Origin of the sequence: Brevibacterium sp. XM4083 (assembly GCF_006489205.2) — a bacterium.
Classification (GTDB): Bacteria; Actinomycetota; Actinomycetes; order Actinomycetales; family Brevibacteriaceae; genus Brevibacterium.
The window spans coordinates 52,531-75,004 of sequence record NZ_VFYR02000005.1 but is presented as its reverse complement, the minus strand read 5'-3'; the positions used below and the strand labels follow the sequence as shown (position 1 = coordinate 75,004).

General features: G+C 68.4%; 18 protein-coding genes. 4 read left to right on the top strand and 14 right to left on the bottom strand.

The window, feature by feature from the left end; genetic code table 11:
- Entirely contained in the window at window positions 1–936 is a 936-nt protein-coding gene (locus tag FJ887_RS15565; RefSeq protein ID WP_137824236.1) for a helix-turn-helix transcriptional regulator, read from the bottom strand.
- Between the two features lie 18 nt (window positions 937–954).
- Between FJ887_RS15565 and FJ887_RS15560 the strand changes: the two genes are divergently transcribed.
- On the top strand, window positions 955–1,365 hold the full coding sequence (locus FJ887_RS15560; RefSeq protein ID WP_232623537.1) for a VOC family protein: 411 nt from the start codon (window positions 955–957) through the stop codon (window positions 1,363–1,365).
- Between the two features lie 79 nt (window positions 1,366–1,444).
- On the opposite strand, the gene FJ887_RS15555 is transcribed toward FJ887_RS15560, so the two are convergent.
- The 4 genes from FJ887_RS15555 to FJ887_RS15540 all read right to left on the bottom strand — a co-directional run bounded on the left by FJ887_RS15555 (window position 1,445) and on the right by FJ887_RS15540 (window position 5,140).
- Window positions 1,445–2,593 carry a DUF8462 domain-containing protein gene (locus tag FJ887_RS15555; protein WP_137824238.1) on the bottom strand — a complete coding sequence of 383 codons (1,149 nt, stop codon included), beginning with the start codon at window positions 2,591–2,593 and terminating at the stop codon, window positions 1,445–1,447.
- A 156-nt stretch (window positions 2,594–2,749) separates the two neighbouring features.
- Window positions 2,750–3,154, bottom strand: a complete 405-nt coding sequence (locus FJ887_RS15550; RefSeq protein ID WP_137824239.1) for a hypothetical protein — start codon at window positions 3,152–3,154, stop codon at window positions 2,750–2,752.
- Window positions 3,155–3,392: 238 nt separating this feature from the next.
- On the bottom strand, window positions 3,393–4,931 hold the full coding sequence (locus FJ887_RS15545; protein WP_137824240.1) for a sodium/proline symporter: 1,539 nt from the start codon (window positions 4,929–4,931) through the stop codon (window positions 3,393–3,395).
- A complete protein-coding gene (locus FJ887_RS15540) occupies window positions 4,928–5,140 on the bottom strand; it encodes a hypothetical protein (RefSeq protein WP_137824241.1) in 213 nt (70 codons plus the stop codon). Before FJ887_RS15540 ends, FJ887_RS15545 begins: the two co-directional genes overlap by 4 nt.
- 203 nt (window positions 5,141–5,343) lie before the next feature.
- Between FJ887_RS15540 and FJ887_RS15535 the strand changes: the two genes are divergently transcribed.
- On the top strand, window positions 5,344–7,359 hold the full coding sequence (locus FJ887_RS15535; RefSeq protein ID WP_137824242.1) for an acetoacetate--CoA ligase: 2,016 nt from the start codon (window positions 5,344–5,346) through the stop codon (window positions 7,357–7,359).
- Between the two features lie 4 nt (window positions 7,360–7,363).
- Here FJ887_RS15535 and FJ887_RS15530 read toward each other — a convergent pair whose 3' ends face one another.
- From FJ887_RS15530 to FJ887_RS15505, 6 genes are all read right to left on the bottom strand, one after another.
- Complete coding sequence (locus FJ887_RS15530) at window positions 7,364–8,986, bottom strand: molybdopterin-dependent oxidoreductase (RefSeq protein WP_137824243.1); 1,623 nt, start codon at window positions 8,984–8,986, stop codon at window positions 7,364–7,366.
- Window positions 8,987–8,989: 3 nt separating this feature from the next.
- Window positions 8,990–9,319: a hypothetical protein gene (locus FJ887_RS15525; RefSeq protein WP_137824244.1), complete on the bottom strand. Its 330-nt coding sequence runs from the start codon at window positions 9,317–9,319 to the stop codon at window positions 8,990–8,992.
- Window positions 9,320–9,355: 36 nt separating this feature from the next.
- The gene (locus FJ887_RS15520; RefSeq protein ID WP_137824279.1) at window positions 9,356–10,141 is read right to left on the bottom strand and encodes a Bax inhibitor-1/YccA family protein; all 786 of its coding nucleotides are present in this window, start codon (window positions 10,139–10,141) and stop codon (window positions 9,356–9,358) included.
- Window positions 10,142–10,383: 242 nt separating this feature from the next.
- Window positions 10,384–11,967 (bottom strand): AbgT family transporter, encoded by a 1,584-nt coding sequence (locus tag FJ887_RS15515; protein ID WP_137824245.1) that lies wholly within the window; start codon window positions 11,965–11,967, stop codon window positions 10,384–10,386.
- Between the two features lie 280 nt (window positions 11,968–12,247).
- Complete coding sequence (locus FJ887_RS15510; RefSeq protein WP_137824246.1) at window positions 12,248–13,333, bottom strand: inositol-3-phosphate synthase; 1,086 nt, start codon at window positions 13,331–13,333, stop codon at window positions 12,248–12,250.
- A gap of 124 nt (window positions 13,334–13,457) precedes the next feature.
- Window positions 13,458–15,050 (bottom strand): peptide chain release factor 3, encoded by a 1,593-nt coding sequence (locus FJ887_RS15505; RefSeq protein WP_140955582.1) that lies wholly within the window; start codon window positions 15,048–15,050, stop codon window positions 13,458–13,460.
- Window positions 15,051–15,153: 103 nt separating this feature from the next.
- On the opposite strand from FJ887_RS15505, the gene FJ887_RS15500 reads away from it, so the two are divergent.
- Window positions 15,154–15,534 carry a hypothetical protein gene (locus FJ887_RS15500; RefSeq protein ID WP_140955581.1) on the top strand — a complete coding sequence of 127 codons (381 nt, stop codon included), beginning with the start codon at window positions 15,154–15,156 and terminating at the stop codon, window positions 15,532–15,534.
- A gap of 104 nt (window positions 15,535–15,638) precedes the next feature.
- Here FJ887_RS15500 and hrpA read toward each other — a convergent pair whose 3' ends face one another.
- The 3 genes from hrpA to FJ887_RS15485 form a co-directional block, all read right to left on the bottom strand.
- Window positions 15,639–19,958, bottom strand: coding sequence for an ATP-dependent RNA helicase HrpA (gene hrpA, locus FJ887_RS15495; protein ID WP_140955580.1), 4,320 nt, complete (start codon window positions 19,956–19,958; stop codon window positions 15,639–15,641).
- A gap of 97 nt (window positions 19,959–20,055) precedes the next feature.
- The gene (locus FJ887_RS15490) at window positions 20,056–21,363 is read right to left on the bottom strand and encodes an Nramp family divalent metal transporter (RefSeq protein ID WP_140955579.1); all 1,308 of its coding nucleotides are present in this window, start codon (window positions 21,361–21,363) and stop codon (window positions 20,056–20,058) included.
- 147 nt (window positions 21,364–21,510) lie between these two features.
- Window positions 21,511–21,960: a DUF4186 domain-containing protein gene (locus FJ887_RS15485; protein ID WP_137824251.1), complete on the bottom strand. Its 450-nt coding sequence runs from the start codon at window positions 21,958–21,960 to the stop codon at window positions 21,511–21,513.
- Between the two features lie 131 nt (window positions 21,961–22,091).
- Between FJ887_RS15485 and FJ887_RS15480 the strand changes: the two genes are divergently transcribed.
- Window positions 22,092–22,472: a YidH family protein gene (locus tag FJ887_RS15480; RefSeq protein WP_137824252.1), complete on the top strand. Its 381-nt coding sequence runs from the start codon at window positions 22,092–22,094 to the stop codon at window positions 22,470–22,472.
- Window positions 22,473–22,474: the final 2 nt, after the last annotated feature.

Here is a 22,474-nt window from a genome sequence, read left to right as displayed (position 1 = left end):
TCACAGACGGACCTCCTCTCCGCGGCCGGCCCCAGTCTGTGGTGCCTGACGCGTCGATGCCGCCGCGTACTCGGCGGGCCGGTAACCGGTGTGGCGGAGGAAGTCGGTGGTGAAGTGCGACTGGTCGAACCAGCCCAACTCGTTCGCCAAGTCACCGAGCGGGCCGTCCCACCCGCGATCGAGTGCGGCCACCGCGTCGCTCACCCGCGCTTTGATGAGGATCCGCTTGACGCCGACCCCGCAGTGGTCGAGGAAGAGACGCTGCAGACTGCGCTCGCTCATCGCCATGCCCGCGGCGAGCCTGCCGAGGTTCGTCATTGCGGGATCGGCCATGAGGGCGAGCGCGCGACGGACCCGGGCGTACCCGTCCGTGACCACGGGACCGCGCGCGAGCAGCCAACGGTCGAGCACCTCGGCGGCGGCGGGCAGAGCCTGCGGCACCTCGAGATCCTCATCGATGCCGGGAAACCACTGCGCCGCAGGGACCGTTGTATCGCGGATGCTCGCCGGTCGCTCCCGGGCGAAGGCGAGCGTCCCACCGAGGCGGAACTTCACCCCGACGACCCCGCCGCGGCCGGACAGTCCGACGTCGAAGCACGTCCGCGTCACCGGACCGGTCACCCACATCCCCGGCCCCGGTGTATCGGCGCGCCGCAGCCGACCCCACTCGGAGGTGAGGTTGACCGCCGGCTCCGACACCGTCGTCGCCCGGTACCGCTCCCCCGGCCCGAGATCCCATGTCACCGACCAGTAGCGCTCCACCCACGGGCTGAGCGCCTCATCGGGCACCGCGGTGGCGTAGCGCGCGTGATCGAGGAGTTCCCTCGGGCGCAGCACCCGCCCGAGCCAGTGATCCGGCGGTCGGTTCGCAGGCCCGAAGGCGAGCGCGCCGGACGCCGCACTTGGCGGATTTTTCCTAGCGACGTCGTCGTCCATGACACCAGAATGGCAGACATGACTGACACAGAGACGAACTCGACCCCGACCGACACCTCCCAGGCCCCCGTCGCGGCGCTCGCGATGGTCACCCTCGACGCTCCGGACGCCGCGTCACTCGGCGAATTCTGGTCGGCGGTCCTCGGTTGGCCGATCTCCTATTCCGACGAGAACTATGCGATGCTCACCGGGCCGTCGAATGCGCTCGGCATCGGGACGATCCCCGACTACCAGCGACCCGACTGGCCCGACGATGGACGCAAGCAGTTCCACTTCGACCTCGCCGCCGACGACGTCGAGGCTGCGGCCGCGAAGATCGTCGAGCTCGGCGCCACCCGGGCCGATCCGCAGCCCGGGGACACGTGGGTCGTCCTCCTCGACCCCGCCGGTCATCCGTTCTGCGTCACGGACGCCAAGGCCTGGGGCTGAGTGCCGACCGCCTCGGTGTCGGGGCGCCCACCTGGAGCCCTGGTGCCCGCACCGACCCGCCCGTCGCGGGCACTGACGGTCAGCTGTCCCCGGTGCGGTCGCGCACGTACTCCCGGAAGTGCGGAATGACGATGCGCACGATCCCGTGCGCCGGCGCCTCGATGACCCCGTGGGCGAGGAGCATGCGGCGGTAGTCGTTGGCGGTCTGCTTCTTCGCGCCGAGGCGGTCGGCGATCTCCCCGGTGTGCGAGACGTCCTCGTCGTCGGCCATCGCTGACAGGTACTTCCGCGCCCCGGGGGTGAGTGCGGCGAGCGTCGGTTCGTAGATCTGCTGGATGAGGATCTGCTTGGCCTCGTCGACGACCGATTCGACGTCGGCGCGGGTGATGCGGTCGGCCTCTCCGGCCGCCCGCCAGGCCAGATCGCCGATGATCTGGACCATGTACGGGTAGCCGAGCGAGACCTGCGTGCCGAGGTCGAGGGCCTCCTCGTCGAAGTCCTTCCCTGCCTCCTCCGCGGGAAGCCGGAGGGCGAGTGTCGTGTCCTCAGCGGAGAAGCTGCCGAGGTTGATCCGGTCGGCCCGGCGGAGGAAGGTCGAGACCTCGTCGTTGACGATCGTGTCGATGCTCGCCGGCAGGCCCGCGGCGACGAACGCGAGCGGGGCCTCCTGGGACATCGCATACGCCACGGCGTCGGTGACGGCCCGGAACTCGTCGAGGTTCGACCGGTGCACCTCGTCGAGGGCGATGACGAGCCCGGTGCCGTGGGCGTCGAGGATCTCGAGGACGGACATGAGGTGGTGTCGGAAGTCCGGCTGCAGGGCGCTCGTCGTCTCGGTCCGGGTGGTCAGACCACCGGCACCCCCGGGCAGCGTGAAGCCGACGATCTTCGACTTCGTCGTCTCATGGGCGTCGTGGGCCTCGAGCGCTTCGGGCAGCCGGGCCTGCGTGAGCCGGGAGACGAATCCCGGCGACGCCTGTTCCCGGACGGTCAGCCATTGCCGTGACTCCGCGACGTCTTCGAAGATGTTGAGCAGCACCGTCTTGCCGACACCGCGCTGGCCGGTGACGAACACGGTGCGTCCCGTGCCGCCGCGCTGATCGAGCGCCCGCGCGAACGCGTTGACCTCCGGTTGGCGACCGACCGCCACAGGCGGTGTCGTGCCGAATCCGGGCCGATACGGCGACTCCTCGTTGGCCGCCGACGACGGCGGGATGACAATGGTCATCGGGACCCCCAGGTGGGTGTGACGATAGGTCTTCACTCTCGACCGTACATTACCGTATATTCCGTATTTCCCGTACGCGGTCGGCGACTTCGGGTGTGCTCCCGAATTCGCGCACCTCACGACCGGTGGGTGTCGCGAGGTGCGGCGCTCCCGCGGTCACCGCTTCGCAACCCGCACGATGTAGTGCGACGCGTCGAGACCGTCGACGAGAAACGTTGCGGTGTGCGTCGAATTCGCGCCTGTGACCAGCCAATTCGGTTTGAGCACGAACTCGGCCTGTCCCGCCTGTTCGAGCTCGATGCGCATGCCCAGCTTGACGGTCCGCGTCACGCTGGTGCGCACCAGGTTGCGCGCGGCGCGCTCGGCGTCGGCCCGACCGGCGTCGTCGCCGACGAGGTGGGACCAGGCTGAAGCGCTGTGCCGATCCGAAATCGTCAACGGTTCGGTCCGCGGACTGAAGTCGGCAATTGCGGCTCTCCCCGTTGCGGCGTTGACGAGGACGTGGACGATGCCACCGTGGGCTGGCTGTCCCCGCCGAGAGAAATTGCCGCGAGTCCGCACGCCGATCGCACACCACCAGAACGGGTGGACCTCGGCTCTGGCCTCAGCCTCCGCACCAGGGAGCTTGCGTCGGAACACCGCGACCGCCTCGGCGGCAGTGACCGGGGCCGTCAACCGAAGGATTCGAGCGGATCGACGACCGTCACCGGACTCGATCGCGTCGGACCCGTCCTCGTCGAGTTCGGGCCCTCGCATTGGGTTCGGTGGCTGGTCGGCGGAGTCGGCAGACGACGTCGGATCACGCATCCTTGGGCACCTGAGAGGAGAGCGCGTCGTTCTGCCCGGTGAGCATCCGTGCGGGAATCGGTCCGATCTTCGCCGTCTCCTCGAGCGCTTCGACGATGTGCGCGGGCACCGGATATGACCGCTGCGTGGCCAGGGAAACGACGATGATCGCCAGGGTCGAGGTCACGATCCCGACACCCATCGGGTCGATGCCGGTGACGTCGACGAGTCCGCTGAGCTGCCACCCCACCGACGACACGGTGCCGGCGACCATCGAAGCGATCGCCCCGGGCACATTCGCCTTCTTCCACCACGCGGCGGCGACGTAGACGGGGACGAACGCGGCACCGAGCACGGTCGTGGAGAAGATGACCACCTCGGCGACGGCGGGCGGATCGCCCACCGCCACGACATAGCCGACCGCGGCGAGAATGAGGACGGTGAAGCGTGAGACCCACACAGAAGCGCGCTCGCTCATGTCTCGTTTGACGAAGCGCTGGAAGAGGTCCTGACTGGCGATCGTCCCGGACTGCAGCAGCAGGGCATCGGCGGTCGACATGATCGCGGCCATGATGCCGGCCATGACGATGCCGACGGCGAAGCTCGGCAGCACGGCATCGGCGACCTGGAACACGGCGAGTTCCGGATTGTCGAGGCCCGGCAGGATGACGAGCGCCATGATGCCGACGATGTAGGGCGCGGGGATGAAGAGCAGGTTGAATCCGGTCGCGTAGAGGCTCGCGGCCCGCGCCACCGACGGCTTCTTCATCGCCATGTGGCTGACGTTGACGTGCGGCCACCCCATGTACCCGATCGAGAAGACGAGCACAGCGCCGACGATGACGCCCCATTGGACATCGGCGTAGCCGCCGGGGCCCCACATCGTGAGCAGATTCGGATTGATCTCGCCGACCGCCTCATTGCCGGCGGTGAACCCGCCGACGGCCTGGAGCGTGCCGATGAGAATCCACACCATGCCCACGCACATGATGATCGCCTGGACGAAGTCCGTATAGGCGACCGCGAGGTACCCGCCGAGGAAGGTGTAGAAGACGATGACGCCGACGGCGACGAGGAGGGCCCACGCGTACGGAATCCCGGTGACCATCTCGAGGCCGCGACCACCGGCGATGAACTGGCTCATGACGTAGAAGAAGATGCAGAACAGGGCGATGGGGGCGGCAATCAACCGGATCCACTTCGACGGGTACCTCTGTTCGAGATAGCCGATCGACGTCAGCGAACCGAGGATCTGGGAGAGCTTGCGCATCCGCCGGCCAAGGATCGAGAGGTTGAGCACTCCGCCGCCGATGTCCCCCATCGCGTACCACAGCGAGAAGTACCCCTGCGTGTAGCCGAGCGACCCGGCGCCGAGGAACATGTACCCCGACATCGATGAGGACTGGAGTCGCAGAGCCGTGACCGCCGGTCCCAGGCTGCGCCCACCGAGGAGGTAGCCTTCCGATCCCTGCGACCCGATGCGCACCGTCCACACGCCGATTCCGGCCATGGCGATGAAATAGATGATGAGGAACCAGGTTTCGATATTCATGACCGGTCTCCGGTTCCATGCCCCAGGCCGCCCGTGCCGGTGGGGCCGCCCGGTCCGTCGGTGAGGGGACCGGGTGCGCCGCCGGCGGCGTCCTCAGCACCCCAGCGGCGTGAGAGGAACACGAAGACGAGGGTGTAGACCACCCAGAGCGCGGGGATGCCGAAGATGATGACGACGGTCGTCGTCGGCAGACCGAACACGAGAACCACCTCTTTGTGACGCGGGACGGAGCGCAGCAGTCGGAGACCATGCTCCGCGCTGCGCGTCTGTGTCAGCGACACTACCGCCCAACCCGAGCCTGCGCTTCACCCGCCCCTCGTCGTGACAAGATGGAACCAGCTCAGCGCGGTGCGACGGCCTCTGCGGTCAGGAATCGTGCTCGATCGTCTTGACCGACCGATGGGAGTCACGCATGGACAGGACCGAACTCTGGCAGCCGAGCCCGCAGCGCGTCGAGGACTCGCAGCTCCGGGCGTTCATGACCTGGCTCGCCGACACGCACGGGGTGGAGACGAGCGACTACGCCGACCTCCACGCCTGGAGCGTCTCCCACCTCGACGAGTTCTGGGAGGCCATCTGGTCCCACTTCGACGTCATCGGCGAACGCGGCACCGGTCCCGTCCGCGAGGGCGAGTCGATCTCCGCGACCCGCTGGTTCCCCGATGCCGCCCTCAACTACGCGGAGAACCTGCTCCGGCAGGCCGAAGAGACCCCGGACGCCGAGGCGGTCGTCGGCCTCCACGAAACCGGGGCGCGGGAGACCCTGACGTGGGCGCAGCTGCGCGCCCAGGTCGCCTCGCTCGCCGCCCATCTGCGCCGCCTCGGCGTCGGCCCCGGCGACACCGTGTGCGCGGTGCTGCCCGCCATCGCCCAGACCCCGGTCGCCCTGCTCGCGACGGCGAGCCTCGGGGCGATCTGGTCGGTCGTCAACACCGACTTCGGGGTCGACGGCATCGCCGACCGCTTCGCCCAGATCGAACCGCGCGTCCTCTTCACCGTCGACTCCCACGAATTCGGCGGGGCTCACCGCGACCAGCTGGCCCAGCTGCCGGCCATCCTCGAGGCCCTGCCGACCGTGCGCCAGCACATCCTCATCGACACCCTCACACCGCCGGCCGCCGACGACCACGAGGCGAACGGAGGCCCCGGCAGCGACGCGGACACCGCGTCCCTCACGGTTCCGAGCGCACGTTGGAGCGAGATCATCGCCGAGGAGGCGCAGCCGCAGTATGTGCGGGTCGACTTCTCCCATCCGCTCTGGGTGCTCTACTCCTCCGGCACGACCGGTCGGCCCAAGGGCATCGTCCACTCCCACGGCGGCGTCGTCCTCGAATCGCTCAAGGCCAATGCCCTCCAGTACGACGTCCGCCCCGGCGACCGCGTCCACTTCGCGGTCTCGACGACGTGGATGGTCTGGAACCTCATGATCGACGCGATGATGCGCGGGGCCACGATCATCACCTACGACGGCGCCCCGACCTGGCAGCGACCGGATCGACACCTGGCCATCTGCAGCGCCGAGCGTGCGACCCTCTTCTGCGCAGGCGCCGCGGTCCTCTCGATCGGTGCCCGCGCCGGGGTGGTGCCGAAGGACGACCTCGACTTCTCCTCCCTGCGCACGATCATCTCGACCGGCTCTCCCCTGCCGGCGGAGACCTGGACCTGGGCGTACGAGGCGATCAGGGCCGACATGCTCGTCGGCTCCGACTCCGGCGGCACGGACGTCGCCTCAGGCATCCTCGGGTCGAACCCGCTCGGGGCGGTGTGGCTCGGCGAACTGCAGGGCCCCTACCTCGGCGTCGACGCCCGCATCGTCGACGGCGACGGGCAGAGCGTCGAGGGAGAGGTCGGTGAGCTCGTCATCGCCGCCCCCATGCCCTCGATGCCCGTGATGTTCTGGAACGACCCGGACGGGGCGAAGTACCGGGCGGCGTACTTCGACGACTTCGCGGGCCTGTGGCGACAGGGCGATTGGGCGACGAAGATCCCCGGCGGCGGATACGTCATCCACGGCCGGTCGGATGCGACGATCAATCGCGGCGGCATCCGCATGGGCTCGGCCGACATCACCCATGTCGTCGACCAGGTGCCCGGTGTCGCCGAATCGATGGTCCTCGGTGCCGAACTGCCCGGTGGCGGTTACTACATGCCGCTCTTCGTCGTGCCCCGTCCGGGCACGGACGTCGACGCCGACCTGAGGTCGGCGATCACCGAGGCGATCCGCACCCGCCTGTCCCCGCGCTACGTGCCCGATGAGATCATCGCAGCCCCCGGCATCCCGAAGACGCGGACGGGCAAGACGATGGAGGTGCCGATCAAGCGCGTCATCCAGGGCGGTGACCCCGCGGCCGTCAACCGCACGACGGCGGTCGACCCGACGATCGTCGACTGGTACGTCGACTTCGCCCGCAGCCACGCCACCGGCTGATGCCCTAGGCGACGCGGAAATCCCGGTCGTGCAGTCCAGTCGCGCTGCCGGGGATCGCCGGCCTGCGGTCGGAGATCTGGACGTTGCCGTCCTTGTCCGTCGCCCGCACCGTCACCGTGTGCGACCCGGGTGCGACTCCGGTGAAGACGAACCTCCACTGCCGCCACGTGTCGACGGTGAGCTCCTCACTGAGCTCGGCAGTGTTCCACTCGCCGTTGTCGATGCGCACCTGCACCTGTGCGATCCCGGAGTGCTGCGCCCACGCCATGCCCGCGGTGACGACGCGACCGTCCTGTGCCGCCACGGTCGACCCCGCCCGGGGCACGTCGACGCGGGAGGCCACGAGCACGGGTCCGTGGGTCGACCACCCGCGCGTCGTCCAGTACGCCTGCTTGTCGGCGAACCGTGTGACCTCGAGACTCGTCACCCATTTCGTCGCTGACACGAACCCGTAGAGCCCGGGCACGACGAGGCGGGCGGGAAACCCGTGGTCGCGCGGCAGGGGCGACCCGTTCATCCCCACGGCCAGCAGCGCGGCACGGTCGTCGGTGAGGACCTCGAGCGGCGTCGAGGCGGTGAAGCCGTCATCGGACCCCGACAGCACCATGTCGGCGCCTGCCTGCGGACCGGCCCGGGCGAGGAGTTCGCGGACCGGGTACCCCAGCCATTTCGCGTTCCCGATGAGGTCGCCGCCGACCTCGTTCGACACGCAGGTCAGCGTCACATAGTGCTCTTCGAGCGGGAGAGCGAGCAGCTCCTCCATCGTCACCGTGACCTCCCGGTCGACCATGCCGTGGATGCGCAGCGACCACGAATCCGCGGCGACCGCGGGCGGGACGAGGGCCGTGTCGATGCGGTAGAACTCCGCATTCGGGGTGACGATCGGGGCGAGGTCCTCGACGTCGAAGTCGGCACCGTCGGAGATCGGAGGCGCCGAGGCGGCCGGGCGGGGCAGGACGAGCCGGGTGACCGTGCCTGCCGCATTCCGTGCGAGCACCGCCGCGGACTGGCCGGCGGCGATGGCGGCGATGCCGAGAGCGCTCAGACCCGCAGCGATGCCGAAGAACATCCGCCGATCCGGACCGGCGGCGGTGGATGGGTCGACGGCGGGCGACGCCGGCTCGGACAGTCCGGTCCCGCCGGTGCCGACCCCGACGAGGTGTGTGTGCTCCGGCGCGGGTACGCCCGGGGCCGCCTCCGGAGCGCCGAGGCGCAGCAGCCCGAGGTAGACCGCGCACCCGAGGAGCACGCCGCCGAGCGCGGGAGCGACGTCGAGCAGCGTTCCGCCCGTCGTGACGAGCAGGACGATCGGGAGGACACCGAGGCCGGCGAGGAGGACGAGTGAGAGGCCGCGTCGGGTGCGCCCGAGCAGACCGATGAGGCCGCCGCCGCCGACGCCGACGGCAGCGATTGTGATGATGAGGGCGAGTTTGTCGTGCGTCCCGAACACCGCGATGGCGGCCTTGATGAGGACCGTCGGCATGAGCGGGATGAGCGTCTGCCCGAAGACGAGCAGCGGCGCCGAGGCGCCTCCGAGCACCCCGGCAAGGAACTCGGAGGCACCGAAGTAGACGAGGGCGGCGACCGCACCGGCGGCGGCGAAGACGAGCGTGCGGCGGCCGGCCATGGTCTAGGCCAGGTTCCGACGGAGGTCGACGGCGGCGGTGTGGAGACGCTCGAGCATCTCCTGCCCCTGTGCGGGCGGCAGGGCCTTCGCGGCGGCGATGCCGGTGTCGATGAGGACGACGACCTGGTCGGCGAGACTGTGGTCGCCGATGTCGGGCACCGGGCGGCCCGCCGAGCCGATCCGCGAGAACTCCGCGAGCGCCTCGGCGATGGTCTGCCTCCGCGTCCCCGCCGCGGACTCCCCGACCTGCGCGAGCTGGGTGGGGGTGAGTCCGATGATGCGGACACGCAGACGGCGGACCTCGGTGTCGAGGTCCGCCGTCGTGTCGTTCATGTCCTCATCCTACGCGCCGGATTCGGCGCGCAGGCCTCAGTTCCTGAAGTAGGAGAGGAGGCGCAGGATTTCGATGTAGAGCCAGACGAGCGTGGTCATGAGCGAGAACGCGCACAGCCACGAGAAGCGCTCGGGGATGCGCTGCTTGACGCCTTCCTCGATCATCTGGAAGTCCATGATCAAGGTCATCGCGGCGAGCACGGTCGCGACGATGCCGATGACGATGCCCAGCGGGATGCCGAAGACCTCGATCGATCGGGCGCCGCCGGTGCCGGTGAAGAGCGCGAAGCCGAAGTTGATGAGCGAGAATACCGCGTAACCGCCGACGGCGATGAGCATGAACTTCATCATCTTCGAGCCGTAGCGCACACCCTTGAACTTGAAGAGGGCGAGCATGACGCCGAAGACGGACAGCGTCGCGAGCACGGCCTGGAGGACGATGCCGTCCCACTGGGCTTCGAAGATCGCGGAGATGCCGCCGAGGAAGACGCCCTGGAAGGCGGCGTAGCCGATGATGAGGCCCTTGTTCGGTTCGCGCTTGAACGCGTTGACGAGACCGAGGACGAGGCCGATGAGCATCGCCGGGAAGGCGAGCACGGGCACGAACCATCCGAGGACGGCGCCGGCGAGGAGAATCGCGAAGAGGATGCCCGTCTTCATCATGACGTCGTCATACGTCATCGCCCGGTCGTCGACGGGACGACCGGTGTTGCGCTCCTGCGCTGCCGGCTGGTTGAACAGGTCGTTGAGCTGCTGGTCGGACATGACCGGCTGCTGGTTGCGTCCGGCTTGGACGCCTTCTCTGATGGTGCGGTCCATCATGGGGTTACTCACGGTCGAGTTCCTTTCGATCTGAGCAGTGGTCTCGCGGTCGTGCGAGTCGAACGTCGCGTCTCAGTCTAGCCGGGCCACCTGGACGACCACTGAGGACTGCGGGGTCCGGGGACAGAGCGTTGCATGATTGCAACACTTCTGCCTGCCCGGGTATTCCGCCGCCGGGGACGGGACCGGGCCGTCCCCGGCGTGCCCAGGCCAGCGGTGGACCGCCTCGGCGAGGTGGGGGCTCAGTTCATCGAGTAGTGCAGGGCCGCGCCGGGGCCCCACGGGATGCCGGTGAACCACCAGATGAAGAAGAGCAGACCCCAGAAGAGGAACATCGTGAACGAGAGCGGGATCGTGAACGACAGCAGCGTGCCGATGCCCGCGTCCTTCTTGTACCGCTGGATGAAGCCGAGGACGACGACGAAGTACGGCGACATCGGGGAGATGATGTTCGTCGTCGAATCGCCGATCCGGTAGAGCGCCTGCGTCGTCTCCGGGGAGATCGACAGGAGCATGAACATCGGCACGAGGACCGGGGCCATGAGCGTCCACAGACCCGACCCGGAGGTGAGGAAGAGCGCGCCGAGGGCGACGAGCAGCCAGCCGCCGAGCAGGATGACGAAAGTGCTCGTCTCGAGCGAGCCGAAGAGGTCCGCGCCTCGGATCGCGAGGATCTCGCCGAGGCTCGACATCTTGAACAGCGCGAGGAACTGGCTGGCGGCGAAGAAGAGGACGATGACGGGCACGAACGGCAGCAGCCCCTTGCCCATCATGTCGGGGATGTCGGAGATCTTCGTGATCGACCCGGTCGCGTACCCGTAGACGATGCCGACGATGAAGAAGCCGAAGCCGATGATCGCGGCGATGCCGGCCATGAGTCCGGATTCGGGGCCGAAGCCGCCGGCGTCGTCACGGAGGAACGAATCGGCGGGCAGGGCAAGGAGGAAGAGGACGACCGCGCAGACGACGATCGTGATGACGGCGAAGAGGACGCCGCGCTTCTCCTTGGCGTCGAGGGCCATCTTGACGTCGAAGACCTCCGGATCGTCCTCGTCGGGTTCGTCGAGGACCATCGCGTCGGCGCGCTTGGACAGGAGGAGTTCGGTGACGAGGGTGATGGCACCGGCGACGACGAACATCGAGACGAAGTTGAAGTAGAAGTTCGCGACGGGGCTGACGACGTAGTCGGGGTCGATGATCTGCGCCGCCGAGGTGGAGAGACCACCGAGGACGGTGTCCATCGCGTTGACCATCGGTGCCGCCGAGTACCCGCCGGAGGTCGCCGCGTAGGCGACGATGCAGCCGAGGAGCGGGTTGCGGCCCACGGCCCGGAACGCGAGCCCGCCGAGCGGGATCATGATCATGTACGAGGCGTCGGAGGCGATCGACGAGGCGGTGCCGGCGAGGGCGACGATGAAGGTGATCCACTTCGGCGAGGCCCCGGCGATCGTGCCGCGCAGCATCGCCGGGATGAGACCGGACTGTTCGGCCACGGCGACGCCGAGGAGGACGATGATGACGAGCCCGAGGGGCGGGAACGTCACGAAGTTCATCACGGCCCCGCCGACGATCTCCCGCAGGGATTCGGTCGTGAAGAGGTTCGTCACCGACACCGTCTCCCCCGTGGCCGGGTTGACGGCGCTGAGTCCGGTGGCCGAGAAGATCGCCGAGAGGATCATGACGATGACGGCGAGGGAGAGGAAGAGCCAGAAGGGATGCGGCAGCTTGTTGCCGGCCTTCTCGATGACGACGAGCACGCGCATCAGCCAGCTCAGTCGGTCGGGGTTCTGCGCCTGGGTGTCGGTGTCGGCTGTTCTCGTCGACATGGTGTCTCCTGGGTCGGGTCGGCGGTGCGCCGCCGGGCACCTCGGTGCTCTGCGGCCGACTGCGTCACCCGGCGGATCGTGTCATCCTGTGAGCGCAGTCACTGAGACAAGATACCAGGATTCGGCCGGCTGCCGGACCGGTCGCGATGAGGACTGCCCGTCATGTGACGTGCGGCAGGATGACCCGGCGATGGTGCGGCCGGACTGGATGCACAGATGCCGGCCACCCTGTCGGGGTGACCGGCATCTGTGCGGCAGGTCGCGTTCGGCGCGGGGACGGTCAGCGTTCGCTGTCTCCGCGGATGAAGGCTTCGACGGCCTCGTGCGCCGCGTCGTCGTTCTTCTGCTCCGGCGGGGACTTCATGAAGTACGAGGACGCGGAGATCAGGGCACCGCCGACACCGCGGTCGAGGCCGATCTTCGCGGCGCGCACAGCGTCGATGATGACGCCGGCGGAGTTCGGGGAGTCCCAGACCTCGAGCTTGTATTCGAGGGAGACGGGGGCGTCGCCGAAGTTGCGGCCCTCGAGTCGGACGAACGCCCACTTGCGGTCATCGAGCCATTCGACATAGTCGCTGGGGCCGATGTGGACGTCGCGGGCGGAGAGCTCGGCGTGGGTGTTCGAGGTCACAGCCTGGGTCTTCGAGATCTTCTTCGACTCGAGGCGCTGGCGTTCGAGCATGTTCTTGAAGTCCATGTTGCCGCCGACGTTGAGCTGGTAGGTCCGGTCGAGGACGACGCCGCGATCCTCGAAGAGCTTCGCCATGACGCGGTGGGTGATCGTCGCACCGATCTGGGACTTGATGTCGTCACCGACGATGGGGACCCCGGCGGCCCGGAACTTCTCGTCCCATTCCTTCGTCCCGGCGATGAACACGGGCAGGGCGTTGACGAAGGCGACCTTCGCGTCGATCGCGGCCTGCGCGTAGTACTCGGTGGCGTCCTGGGAACCGACGGGCAGGTAGCAGACGAGGACGTCGACCTCGGCGTCGCGCAGGGCCTGGGCGACGTCGACGGGGTCGGTGTCGGACTCGACGATCGTCTCGCGGTAGTACTGGCCGAGACCGTCGAGCGTGGGACCGCGCTGGACGGTCACACCGGTCGGGGGCACCTCGGCGATGGTGATCGTGTTGTTCTCACTCGCGGTGATCGCCTCGGCGATGTCCGTGCCGACCTTCTTGCCGTCGACGTCGAACGCGGCGACGAATTCGAGATCACCGACGTGGTAGTCGCCGAACTCCACGTGCATGAGTCCGGGAACCTTCGTGCCGGGGGCAGCATCCCGGTAGTACTCAACACCCTGGATCAGCGACGACGCACAGTTGCCGAGACCGGCGATGGCGACTCGAATCTTCTTCGTTCCCACGAACTCTCCTTCTGTCCTCTCGGGTCTCCCCGCAGTCCGGGCTGCTGCGCGTGCGCGCGAACCCGAATATCCATCTTAGTGATCACGTCAAAACCGCGGAGCACCCGTCCGCGCCGGGGCCTCGTCAGCTGACGACGAGCGGTTCGAGCACGAGGTCGGGGTGGTTCTTCTCCACTCCCTGCAGGCGCCAGCGGTCGGAGAACAGCGCGAGCAGCTCGCCGTCGGAGCGGCTGAGCACCTCGACGTTGCGTTCCCTGGCCAGGGTCGGCACGCACTCGGGAGTCGTCCGCCGGGCGAGGGAGAAGTTGAGGCGTTCGAGCGAGCACGGGGCGTTGAACTCGTTGTTCATCCGGTCCTCGGCGACTTCGAACTGCATCGGACCGACGGCCCCGAGGACCGGTGCCTGGTCCCCGCGCAGGTCAGAGCGCAGCACCTGGATGACTCCTTCGTGGTCGAGCTGTTCGATGCCGCGCCGGAACTGCTTGTACTTCGAGGAGTCCTTGGCGCGGATGACCATGAAGTGCTCGGGCGAGAACGTCGGGATGCCGGGGAACTCGACCTTCTTGTCGAGGTAGAGCGAATCGCCGACGCGCAGCGCGCTGGCATTGACGAGGCCGACGACATCACCGGGGAACGCTTCATCGACGACGTCGCGGTCACGGCCGAAGACCTGCTGCGCGTACTTCGTCGCGAACGGCTTGCCGGTGGCTGAGTGCGTGAGCACGCTGCCGCGTTCGAACACGCCCGAGCAGACCCGGATGTAGGCGAGACGGTCGCGGTGGTTGGAGTCCATCCCGGCCTGCACCTTGAAGACGAACCCGGAGAAGGGAGCGTCGACGTCCCGGGGGTTGTCGTCCTTGTCCTCGCGCGCCTCGGCGGCCGGGGCGAGGTCGACGAGCATGTCGAGGAGCTTGTGGATGCCGAAGTTGAGCACCGCCGAGGCGAACATCACCGGCGTCGACCTGCCGGCGAGGAACGTCGCCTGGTCGTGGTTCTGGTCCTCCATGTCGAGGAGGTCGGATTCGTCGACCGCCGTCGTCCACGCATCGCCTTCGAGCTCAGCGGCGGCCTCTGCCGACAGCGTCTCCTCACCGGCGATCGTCGCACCGCCGTCGGTGCGCGTGTACTTCGTGTACTCGCCAGTGACGCGGTCGAGGACGCCGCGGAAGTCACCGGAATGGCCGACCGGCCAGGTCATCGGCGTCGGCAGGAGGCCGGTGCGCTCGTGCACCTCGTCCATGAGGGCGAGCGGGTCGAGGCCCGGGCGGTCCCATTTGTTGACGACGGTGATGATCGGGATGTTGCGGTGGGCGCAGACTTCGAAGAGCTTCATCGTCTGCGATTCGAGGCCCTTCGCGGCGTCGATGAGCATGACCGCGCAGTCGACGGCGGAGAGCACGCGGTAGGTGTCCTCGGAGAAGTCCGCGTGGCCGGGGGTGTCGACGAGATTGAAGACCGCGTCGCGGTACTCGAACTGGAGGGCGGCCGAGGAGATCGAGATTCCGCGGTCCTGCTCCATCTGCATCCAGTCGGAGACGGTCGCGCGGCGGCCCGCCTTACCGTGGGTGGCTCCGGCCTGACCGATCGCCTTCGCGTGGAGGGCGAGCGCCTCGGTGGTCGTCGATTTGCCGGCGTCCGGGTGTGAGATCACCGCGAAGGTGCGGCGACGCGCCGCCTGCGTGCGGATCTCTTTGTCAGAATATTGGCCAGAAGTCACCAAAATATCCTACCGCCGATCGAGCCGGGAGTCCCTGTCCGATCAGTCACAGTCGACCGCGATCTCAGGCTCCTTTCGAAGAGTCCGCTTAGGCTGAGGGGCGATGACTGAGGAATACGTTGACTATGCCGGCCGGTCGGAGCCGAAGGAGCGGTGGCTGAGAGCCTCCCCGCTCATCATCGCCGGCGTCCTCGGGGTCCCGCTGCTCGCGCTGGCGGTGATCTTCTCCCTGTGGATCGCGCAGATCGCGAAGTACATGTTCGATCTCGGCACCACGGGGTGGAACACCATCGGAATCGTCTTCCTCAGCCTCTCGGGTGCCCTCTGCGTGCTGCTGTGGATCGCGTTCCTCTTCATCGGTTCGCGCCGCCGCACGTGGCGCTGGCGGATCTCCTGGGCGGCTGCGGCGCTGCTCGTCGCCGCGGCGCTACCCCTGTGGTGGCTGTTCGCCGGATTCTTCAGCGGCAACCCCGCCCCGATGTAGGTCCGGGACCTCGCCGCGGCGCGACCTGCACCCCGTGCCCGCGGTGTGCATGCGACTCCACGTGCGAGATGGGTCGAGGGCACCGAGGCGATACCGGCGGCCCGTTACAGGAGGGCCAGGGCCTTCGCGATGCGCTTCTCAGAGACCGGCTGCGGAGTGCCCAACCCGTTCGCGTAGAGGCTGACACGCAGCTCCTCGAGCTGGACGAGCACCGTTCGCCACTCACTCGGCACCGCGACCAGCCAGCGGTCCCACGACTCGGATCCCAGTCCCGGGAAACGGGCCGCGAGCTTCTTCGCCACCGCCTCGGCGCTGCCGGTCACCCGATCCATGAGCTGACGGTCGCGCATCGGTGAGTCCTGCATGGCGCCGATGCGGACCTTCTCCGCCTCGACCCACCGCGGCAGAGCGCTCACCATCGCCGGTGTCATCGCCGCGATCGCCGCCGCACTGACCCGTGATCCGCTCCACGCCTGGACATCGGCGAGATTGGCGAGGATCGTCAGGGACGACGCCGACGACATGAGCTTCTCGAGCTCGGTGGCGCGGCGCAGCGCCGTGACGACCGCAGGCAGCAATGTCGCCGTCACCTCGGTGATCTGCGCATTCACCGCAGTCCGAAGCTGCGAGAATGCCGCCTCATCGCCGACCCACGACGTCTCGGCAGGTCCGAGCTCGGACTCGACGATGCCGCGCACGCCGGCGCGCACGATGGCGGCGAGCAGCTCATCGGAGCGCTTCTGATGCCCCGCGAGGACGAGCTTCTCCTCCGTCGTCAGCCCCTCGCGCAGATACTTCAGCGCCTCACCCGCGCCCAGGCTGAGCAGGGTGATGACGGCCTCCCGGCTGGCCAACCGCGCCTGCACCGCGGTGTCGAAGGCGACAAGATCGACGCTCTCGCCCCGATCGGCGAGTCCGGGCACGACACCGGCCTCGGCAGTGTCCGGATCGGCCAGCTGCCCGACGCTCCACGAGGTCAGTCCCCGCTTCTCGGTGAATGCCGAGGCCTTCACGCGTGCCTTCTTCACCTGCGGCTTCGCACTCTTCGTCAGGACGCTGAGATCCTCACCGAGGCCGACGGTCCTCGTCCCGTCGACGAGGCGGAAGCGGATGCGCAGGTGCGCGGGAATCCGCTCCCGATCGAAGTCGTCGGCCGACACGGTGATCGGCACGAGGTCCTGGAGGCCCCCGCCGCCCGCGCGGTCACTGAGGTGGGCGGCGAGCACCTCGGGAAGACTTCCCTGATACGGGGTGAGGGCGGGCAGGATCTCCCGCGCCACGTCCGGGGCGGGAACGAAGTAGCGCCGCTTGTTCTTCGGCAGCGACCGGATGTAGGCGGCGACGAGCTCCTCGCGCAGACCCGGCACCTGCCAGCTGAACTCGTCGGGATCGACGAGCGGGACCGCGGCTGCCGGGATCTCGACGGTGACCCCGTCCTCCGTCGATCCGGGGTCGAACGAGTAGCGCAGCTTCGCCGCCGTCCCATCGGCGAGCTCCCATTCCATGGGATAGTCCTCCGCCACCGAGGCGGTCAGCGACTCGCTGTCGTCGCTGAGCAGCACCGCGGTCGTGAGGTCGAGCAGGTGCGGATCGCGCCGCTTCTGCCCCTTCCACCACGACCGGAGGTCCGCCACCGAGGTGACGGTGGCGGGGATCCTGGCATCGTAGAAGTCGAAGAGGGCGTCGTCCTGATCGAGGACCCGACGGTTCCGGGTCCGCGAGGCGAGTTCCTCGGCCTCCTCGACGACGGCGGCATTGTGGTCGAGGAAACCGAAGCGCTCCCGCCAGTCACCGTCGATGAGGCCGTTGCGGATGAGCATGTCCCTGGCCGCGGCCGCGTCGATCGTGCCGTAGCCGACCCGTCTGTCGCTGGCAAGCGTGACGCCGAAGAGCGCGATCTTCTCGTGCACCATCGCCGCCCCCGCCGTCCGCGACCAGTGCGGTTCCGAATGCTGCCGGGTCACGAGGTCGCCGGCGGCGTCGATGACCCAGTCGGGGTCGATCGCCGCCACCGTGCGCGCCCACAGCCGCGAGGTCTCGACAAGCTCGGCGGCCATGACGAAGTCGGGGTTGACCTTGAACAGTCCCGATCCGGGGAAGATCGCGAACCGCGTGCCGCGCGCCCCCTGGTAGTCCTTGTGCTTCTCCGAGCGCGACCCGATCATCGACAGCAGCCCGGTGAGCAGCGCGCGGTGGATCGCCACGGCCCGCGGGTCGAGCTTCATCGCCGCGGCGTCGGCTCCGCGGCCCGGGTCGACTCCCCCGCGGGCCTTCTTCGCCTGCTTCTTCGCCGCCGTGAGTTCGGCGAATCCGATCCGGTTCTCAGACGATGACCTCGCCGAGGCGACCGCCCCCTGCCCGCGGCCCTGACCACGGCGGTTCGCCCCCTGGTGTCCGCCGCCGTCTCGCCCGGCACGGCTGCCGCGGTCATCGGCACCGCCGGCAGCCGCCTCGGCGTCGCCCTGACGCCAGGTCGGACGGTCGACCCGGATGCCCGCGGACCCGAGCAGGGAGCGGAGCTGGCCGACGAGGTCCTGCCATTCGCGGATCCGGACGAAGTTGAGGAACTCGGCCTTCATCTGCCGGCGGAACTTCGACGACGACATCGACGCCTGCGCGTCCTCGAGGTAGTTCCACAGGTTGAGGTAGGAGAGGAAGTCGCTGCCGCGGTGGACGAACCGAGCGTGCTTCTCATCGGCGGCGGCCCGCACCTCGGTGGGGCGCTCGCGCGGATCCTGGATCGACAGGGCCGCGACGATGACGAGGACCTCTCCCCCGACCCCGGCCTCCGCACCGGCGATGACCATCCGCGCGAGCCTCGGGTCGATGGGGAGGACGGAGAGCTTCCTGCCGGTCGGGGTCACCGTGATGGCGCCCGACTTGTCACTCGTCAGCGCCCCGAGTTCGGCGAGGAGCGTGCGCCCGTCACGGACCGCCTTGGCGTCGGGCGGGGTGAGGAACGGGAAGCCGAGGATCTCCTCGTCGGACGAGGCGAACCCGAGGTCGGCCATCTGGAGGATGACGCTGGCTAAGTTGGTCCGCAGGATCTCAGGGTCGGTGAACTCCGGCCGCGACTCGAAATCGGCCTCCGAGTAGAGACGGATCGTGATGCCCTCGCTCGTCCGCCCGGAGCGGCCCTTGCGCTGGTTCGCGCTGGCCTGCGAGATCCGCTCGATCGGCAGCCGCTGGACGCGGGTCCGGTTGGAGTAGCGGGAGATGCGGGCGGTGCCGACGTCGATGACGTACTTGATGCCCGGTACCGTCAGAGAGGTCTCGGCGACGTTCGTGGCGAGGACGATGCGGGGACGCGAATGCGGGCGGAAGACCTTCTGCTGCTCACCGGCCGAGAGCCGGGCGAAGAGCGGGATGACCTCCCACTGGCGCATCCTCGGGTTCTTCCGCACGTGCGCCTCGAGGGCGTCGGCGGTGTCGCGGATCTCGCGCTCTCCGGAGAGGAACACGAGGATGTCTCCCGGCTCTTCGGCGCCCAGCTCATCGACCGCGGCGATGATGCCGTCGATCTGGTCCTCGACCCCGGTCTCGTAGTCCCCGGATTCGCCGGGGCCATCGACGTCATCGTCGGCGGTGTCGTCGGTCAGCGGCCGGTAGCGGACCTCGACCGGATACGTCCGGCCTTCGACCTCGATGATCGGGGCGTCGTCGAAGTGCTTCGAGAAGGATTCGGGGTCGATCGTCGCCGAGGTGATGATGATCTTGAGATCGGGCCGCTGCCGGCGCACCTCTTTGAGGTAGCCGAGGAGGAAGTCGATGTTGAGGCTGCGTTCGTGCGCCTCGTCGATGATGATGACCTCGTAGTCACGCAGCAGCTTGTCGCGGGAGAGCTCGGAGAGGAGGATGCCGTCGGTCATCACCTTGATCCGGGTCTCGTCGGCGACCTGCGCGGTGAACCGCACCTGATAGCCGACGGTGCCCCCGAGGTCCTCGCCCAGTTCTTCGGCGATGCGTTCGGCCACGGTGCGCGCGGCAATGCGCCGCGGCTGGGTGTGGCCGATCATGCCCTCGATTCCGAGGCCGAGGTCGAGGCAGATCTTCGGCAGCTGCGTCGTCTTGCCCGACCCGGTCTCACCGGCGATGATGACGACCTGGTTGTCGCGGATCGCCGCGGCGATCTCATCCTTCGCGGCGCTGACCGGCAGTTCCTCCGGGTACGTCACCGCCACGGAGTGGGCGGCCCGCGCCTCCCGCAGGCGGGCACGGCGCTCACGGTGCTCGGCTCCGGTCATTCCCCGGCGGCCGCGGCGCTTCGCTGAGCCGCCTCGGCGGGATCCTCTTCTGCCGCGGGACCGCTCGCCGGGAGTGCGCTCATCGGTCCGGCGCTCGCCGGGAGTGCGCTCATCGGTCCGGCGCTCGTCGGTCCGGGAGGTGTTCTGCTGCTCGGGTGCTGCCGAGTTCTCGTCTGCCATCTCACCTCCCAGCTTATCGTCCGCCGATCCTCCCTCAGCGCAGCCGGTGATCGACCGGGCCGGCCGCGTCAGCGCAGCCGCACCTCACAACCGCATCTCAGCTCCACAGCGGGGAGAGGGCATCGATGAGCTGTTGGACGCCGAGGATGAGGAAGAGAAGTGCGGTGATCCCGAGCGCGAGGTTCGTGTGCCACCGGTTCGCCCATTCCTTCGGCACGCGCTTGCCGTTGAGGAGGCCGAGGAGGGTGAGAGCGAGGAACGGCATGAACAGCGCCCCGAGCACGCCGTAGGTGAGAATGAGCCCGATCGGCCGGTCGAGGAGGAAGAGGATCATCGGCGGGAACGTCAGCCACAGGAGGTAGAACTTGAAGTACTTGCCGCCGGTCAGTGTGTCCGGGTGCCCGGCGGGCTTCTTGCGCATGTGGCCCCAGAAGTCGGCGAACATCAGCGAGACGCCGTTCCACACTCCGATGATCGAGGAGAACGACGCCGCCCAGAATCCGATGAGGAAGCCGACGCCGACGACGTCGCCGTAGCGGGCTTTGAGGACATCGGTGAGGTCGAGGAGTCCCTCGTCTCCGGCGGAGAGGGCGACACCGGCGGAGCGGACCACCTCGGCGCCGACGATGAGCATCGCGATGACGAAGATGCCAGTCATGACGTAGGCCATCGTGTTGTCGATGCGCATCACGCGCATCCACTTCGGCGTGATCCACCCCTTCTCCCGCAGCCAGTACCCGTAGGCGGCCAGGGTGATCGTGCCGCCGACGCCACCGGCGAGCGCGAGCGTGTAGACGACCCCGCCGTCGGGGATGAGCGGGATGAGGCCGCGCAGCATCTCCGGCACATTGGGCACGGCGATGACGGCGAGGCCGACGACGGTGACGAACATGATCCCGACAAGGACCGCGGTGATCCTCTCGAACACCGTGTACCTGCCCAGCCACACCATCGTGAAGCCGGCGAGCCCCATGAGGACGGCCCACACCGTCAGCGGCACCATGGGGAAGAGCGCGGCCAGCGGCAGGGCCGCCGAGCTCATCGCCGTCGCACCGTAGACGAAGCCCCAGATGATGATGTAGGGGCCGAAGTACCAGGTCGTCCACCGGCCCAGTGACCGCCAGCCCTCGAAGATCGTCTTGCCGGTGGCCAGGGTGTAGCGTCCGGCGCCTTCGACGAGGATGATCTTGAGGAGGACGCCGACGATGACGGCCCACAGCAGCGCATAGCCGTACCGACTGCCGGCGACGAGCGTAGCGACCATGTCGGCGGCGCCGACACCGGTGGCGGCAACGACGAGGCCCGGGCCGATGACCTTCCACTTCGGTCTGCCCTCGGCCTCACCGACGGTGCCGTGACCGGAGTCCTGCGGCGGTGCTGGCGGTTGGCTCGATCCGTCGGTCATACGTCTCCTTCGTCGTCTCCGGCGCTGCCGACACGAACGTCACCGGTTCGGTCGGCAGGGTCTGCGTTCATGCTACGACAGCCCGCGCACTCCTCCGCACGCCGCCTCACAGGATGGGACACAGGTGCAGAGACTTCAGGTGACGGATCAGAAGAGAGCGGGTTGCATCACCGCCCTCCGCGATCTCCTCGGCACTGCGGTCGGCGGTGCCGGCGCAGACCGTCGGGCGGGGGCAGCGGCGAGCTCGAGTTCGATCCACCGGCAGATGACGGCGACGACCTCGGACTGCTCGGCGGCGGTGAGCGCATGTCCGGCGGTGATGCCGTGGGTGGACTGCAGACAGGTGCGGCAGCACGTCGCCGTGGCGTGCTGGGCGAGGAATACGGGGTGGCCCTTCCACGGGGTCTGCTTGCCGTCGCGCGGCGGGTTGCGCGGGGCCAGGCGGGCGGCGATGAAGTCCTCTGCGTGCCGCTTCATCGTGTCCATGTCGCGTGCGGCGATGTAGTCGACTTCGGAGTCGCGGAGGTGGAAGCGCGAGCGGAATGGCGTGCGGGTGATGCGCCCGATCCGCTCGTCCAACTGCTGGTTGTCCGTCATGTGGGGAGCGTATCCGGCGCCACTGACACAGAACGGTGACCACCGCCTGCGACCGCCGACGGTGGTCACCGGCGAATCACAGTGTGAACGGTGACGGCCCGGCAGCGCGGCGCGCATGTATTCTCAAAGACGTGGCACACGACGACACGCGCAGCAGGCTCGCCCAGCGGATGTTCCCCGATGGGGAGGACCCCGACCCGCGGTTCACGCTCGCGAACGAGCGGACGTTCCTCTCCTGGATCCGCACGTCGCTGGCGTTCATCGGCGGCGGCATCGCCGTCGAGGCGTTCACCGGGGCGATCTTCTCCCCCGGGCTGCGCGCGACGCTGTCGATCGTGCTCATGGCCATCGGATTCGTCCTCGCCGCCGGCGCCGCGTTCCGCTGGTTCCGCATCGAGTCGGCGATGCGGCGCAAGGAGTCGCTGCCGCTGCCGCTCATCATCCCCATCGTCAGTCTCGCCTCGGCGCTCGGTGCCGGTCTCCTCGTCCTCGTCTTCTCCGGGGTGCTGTGACC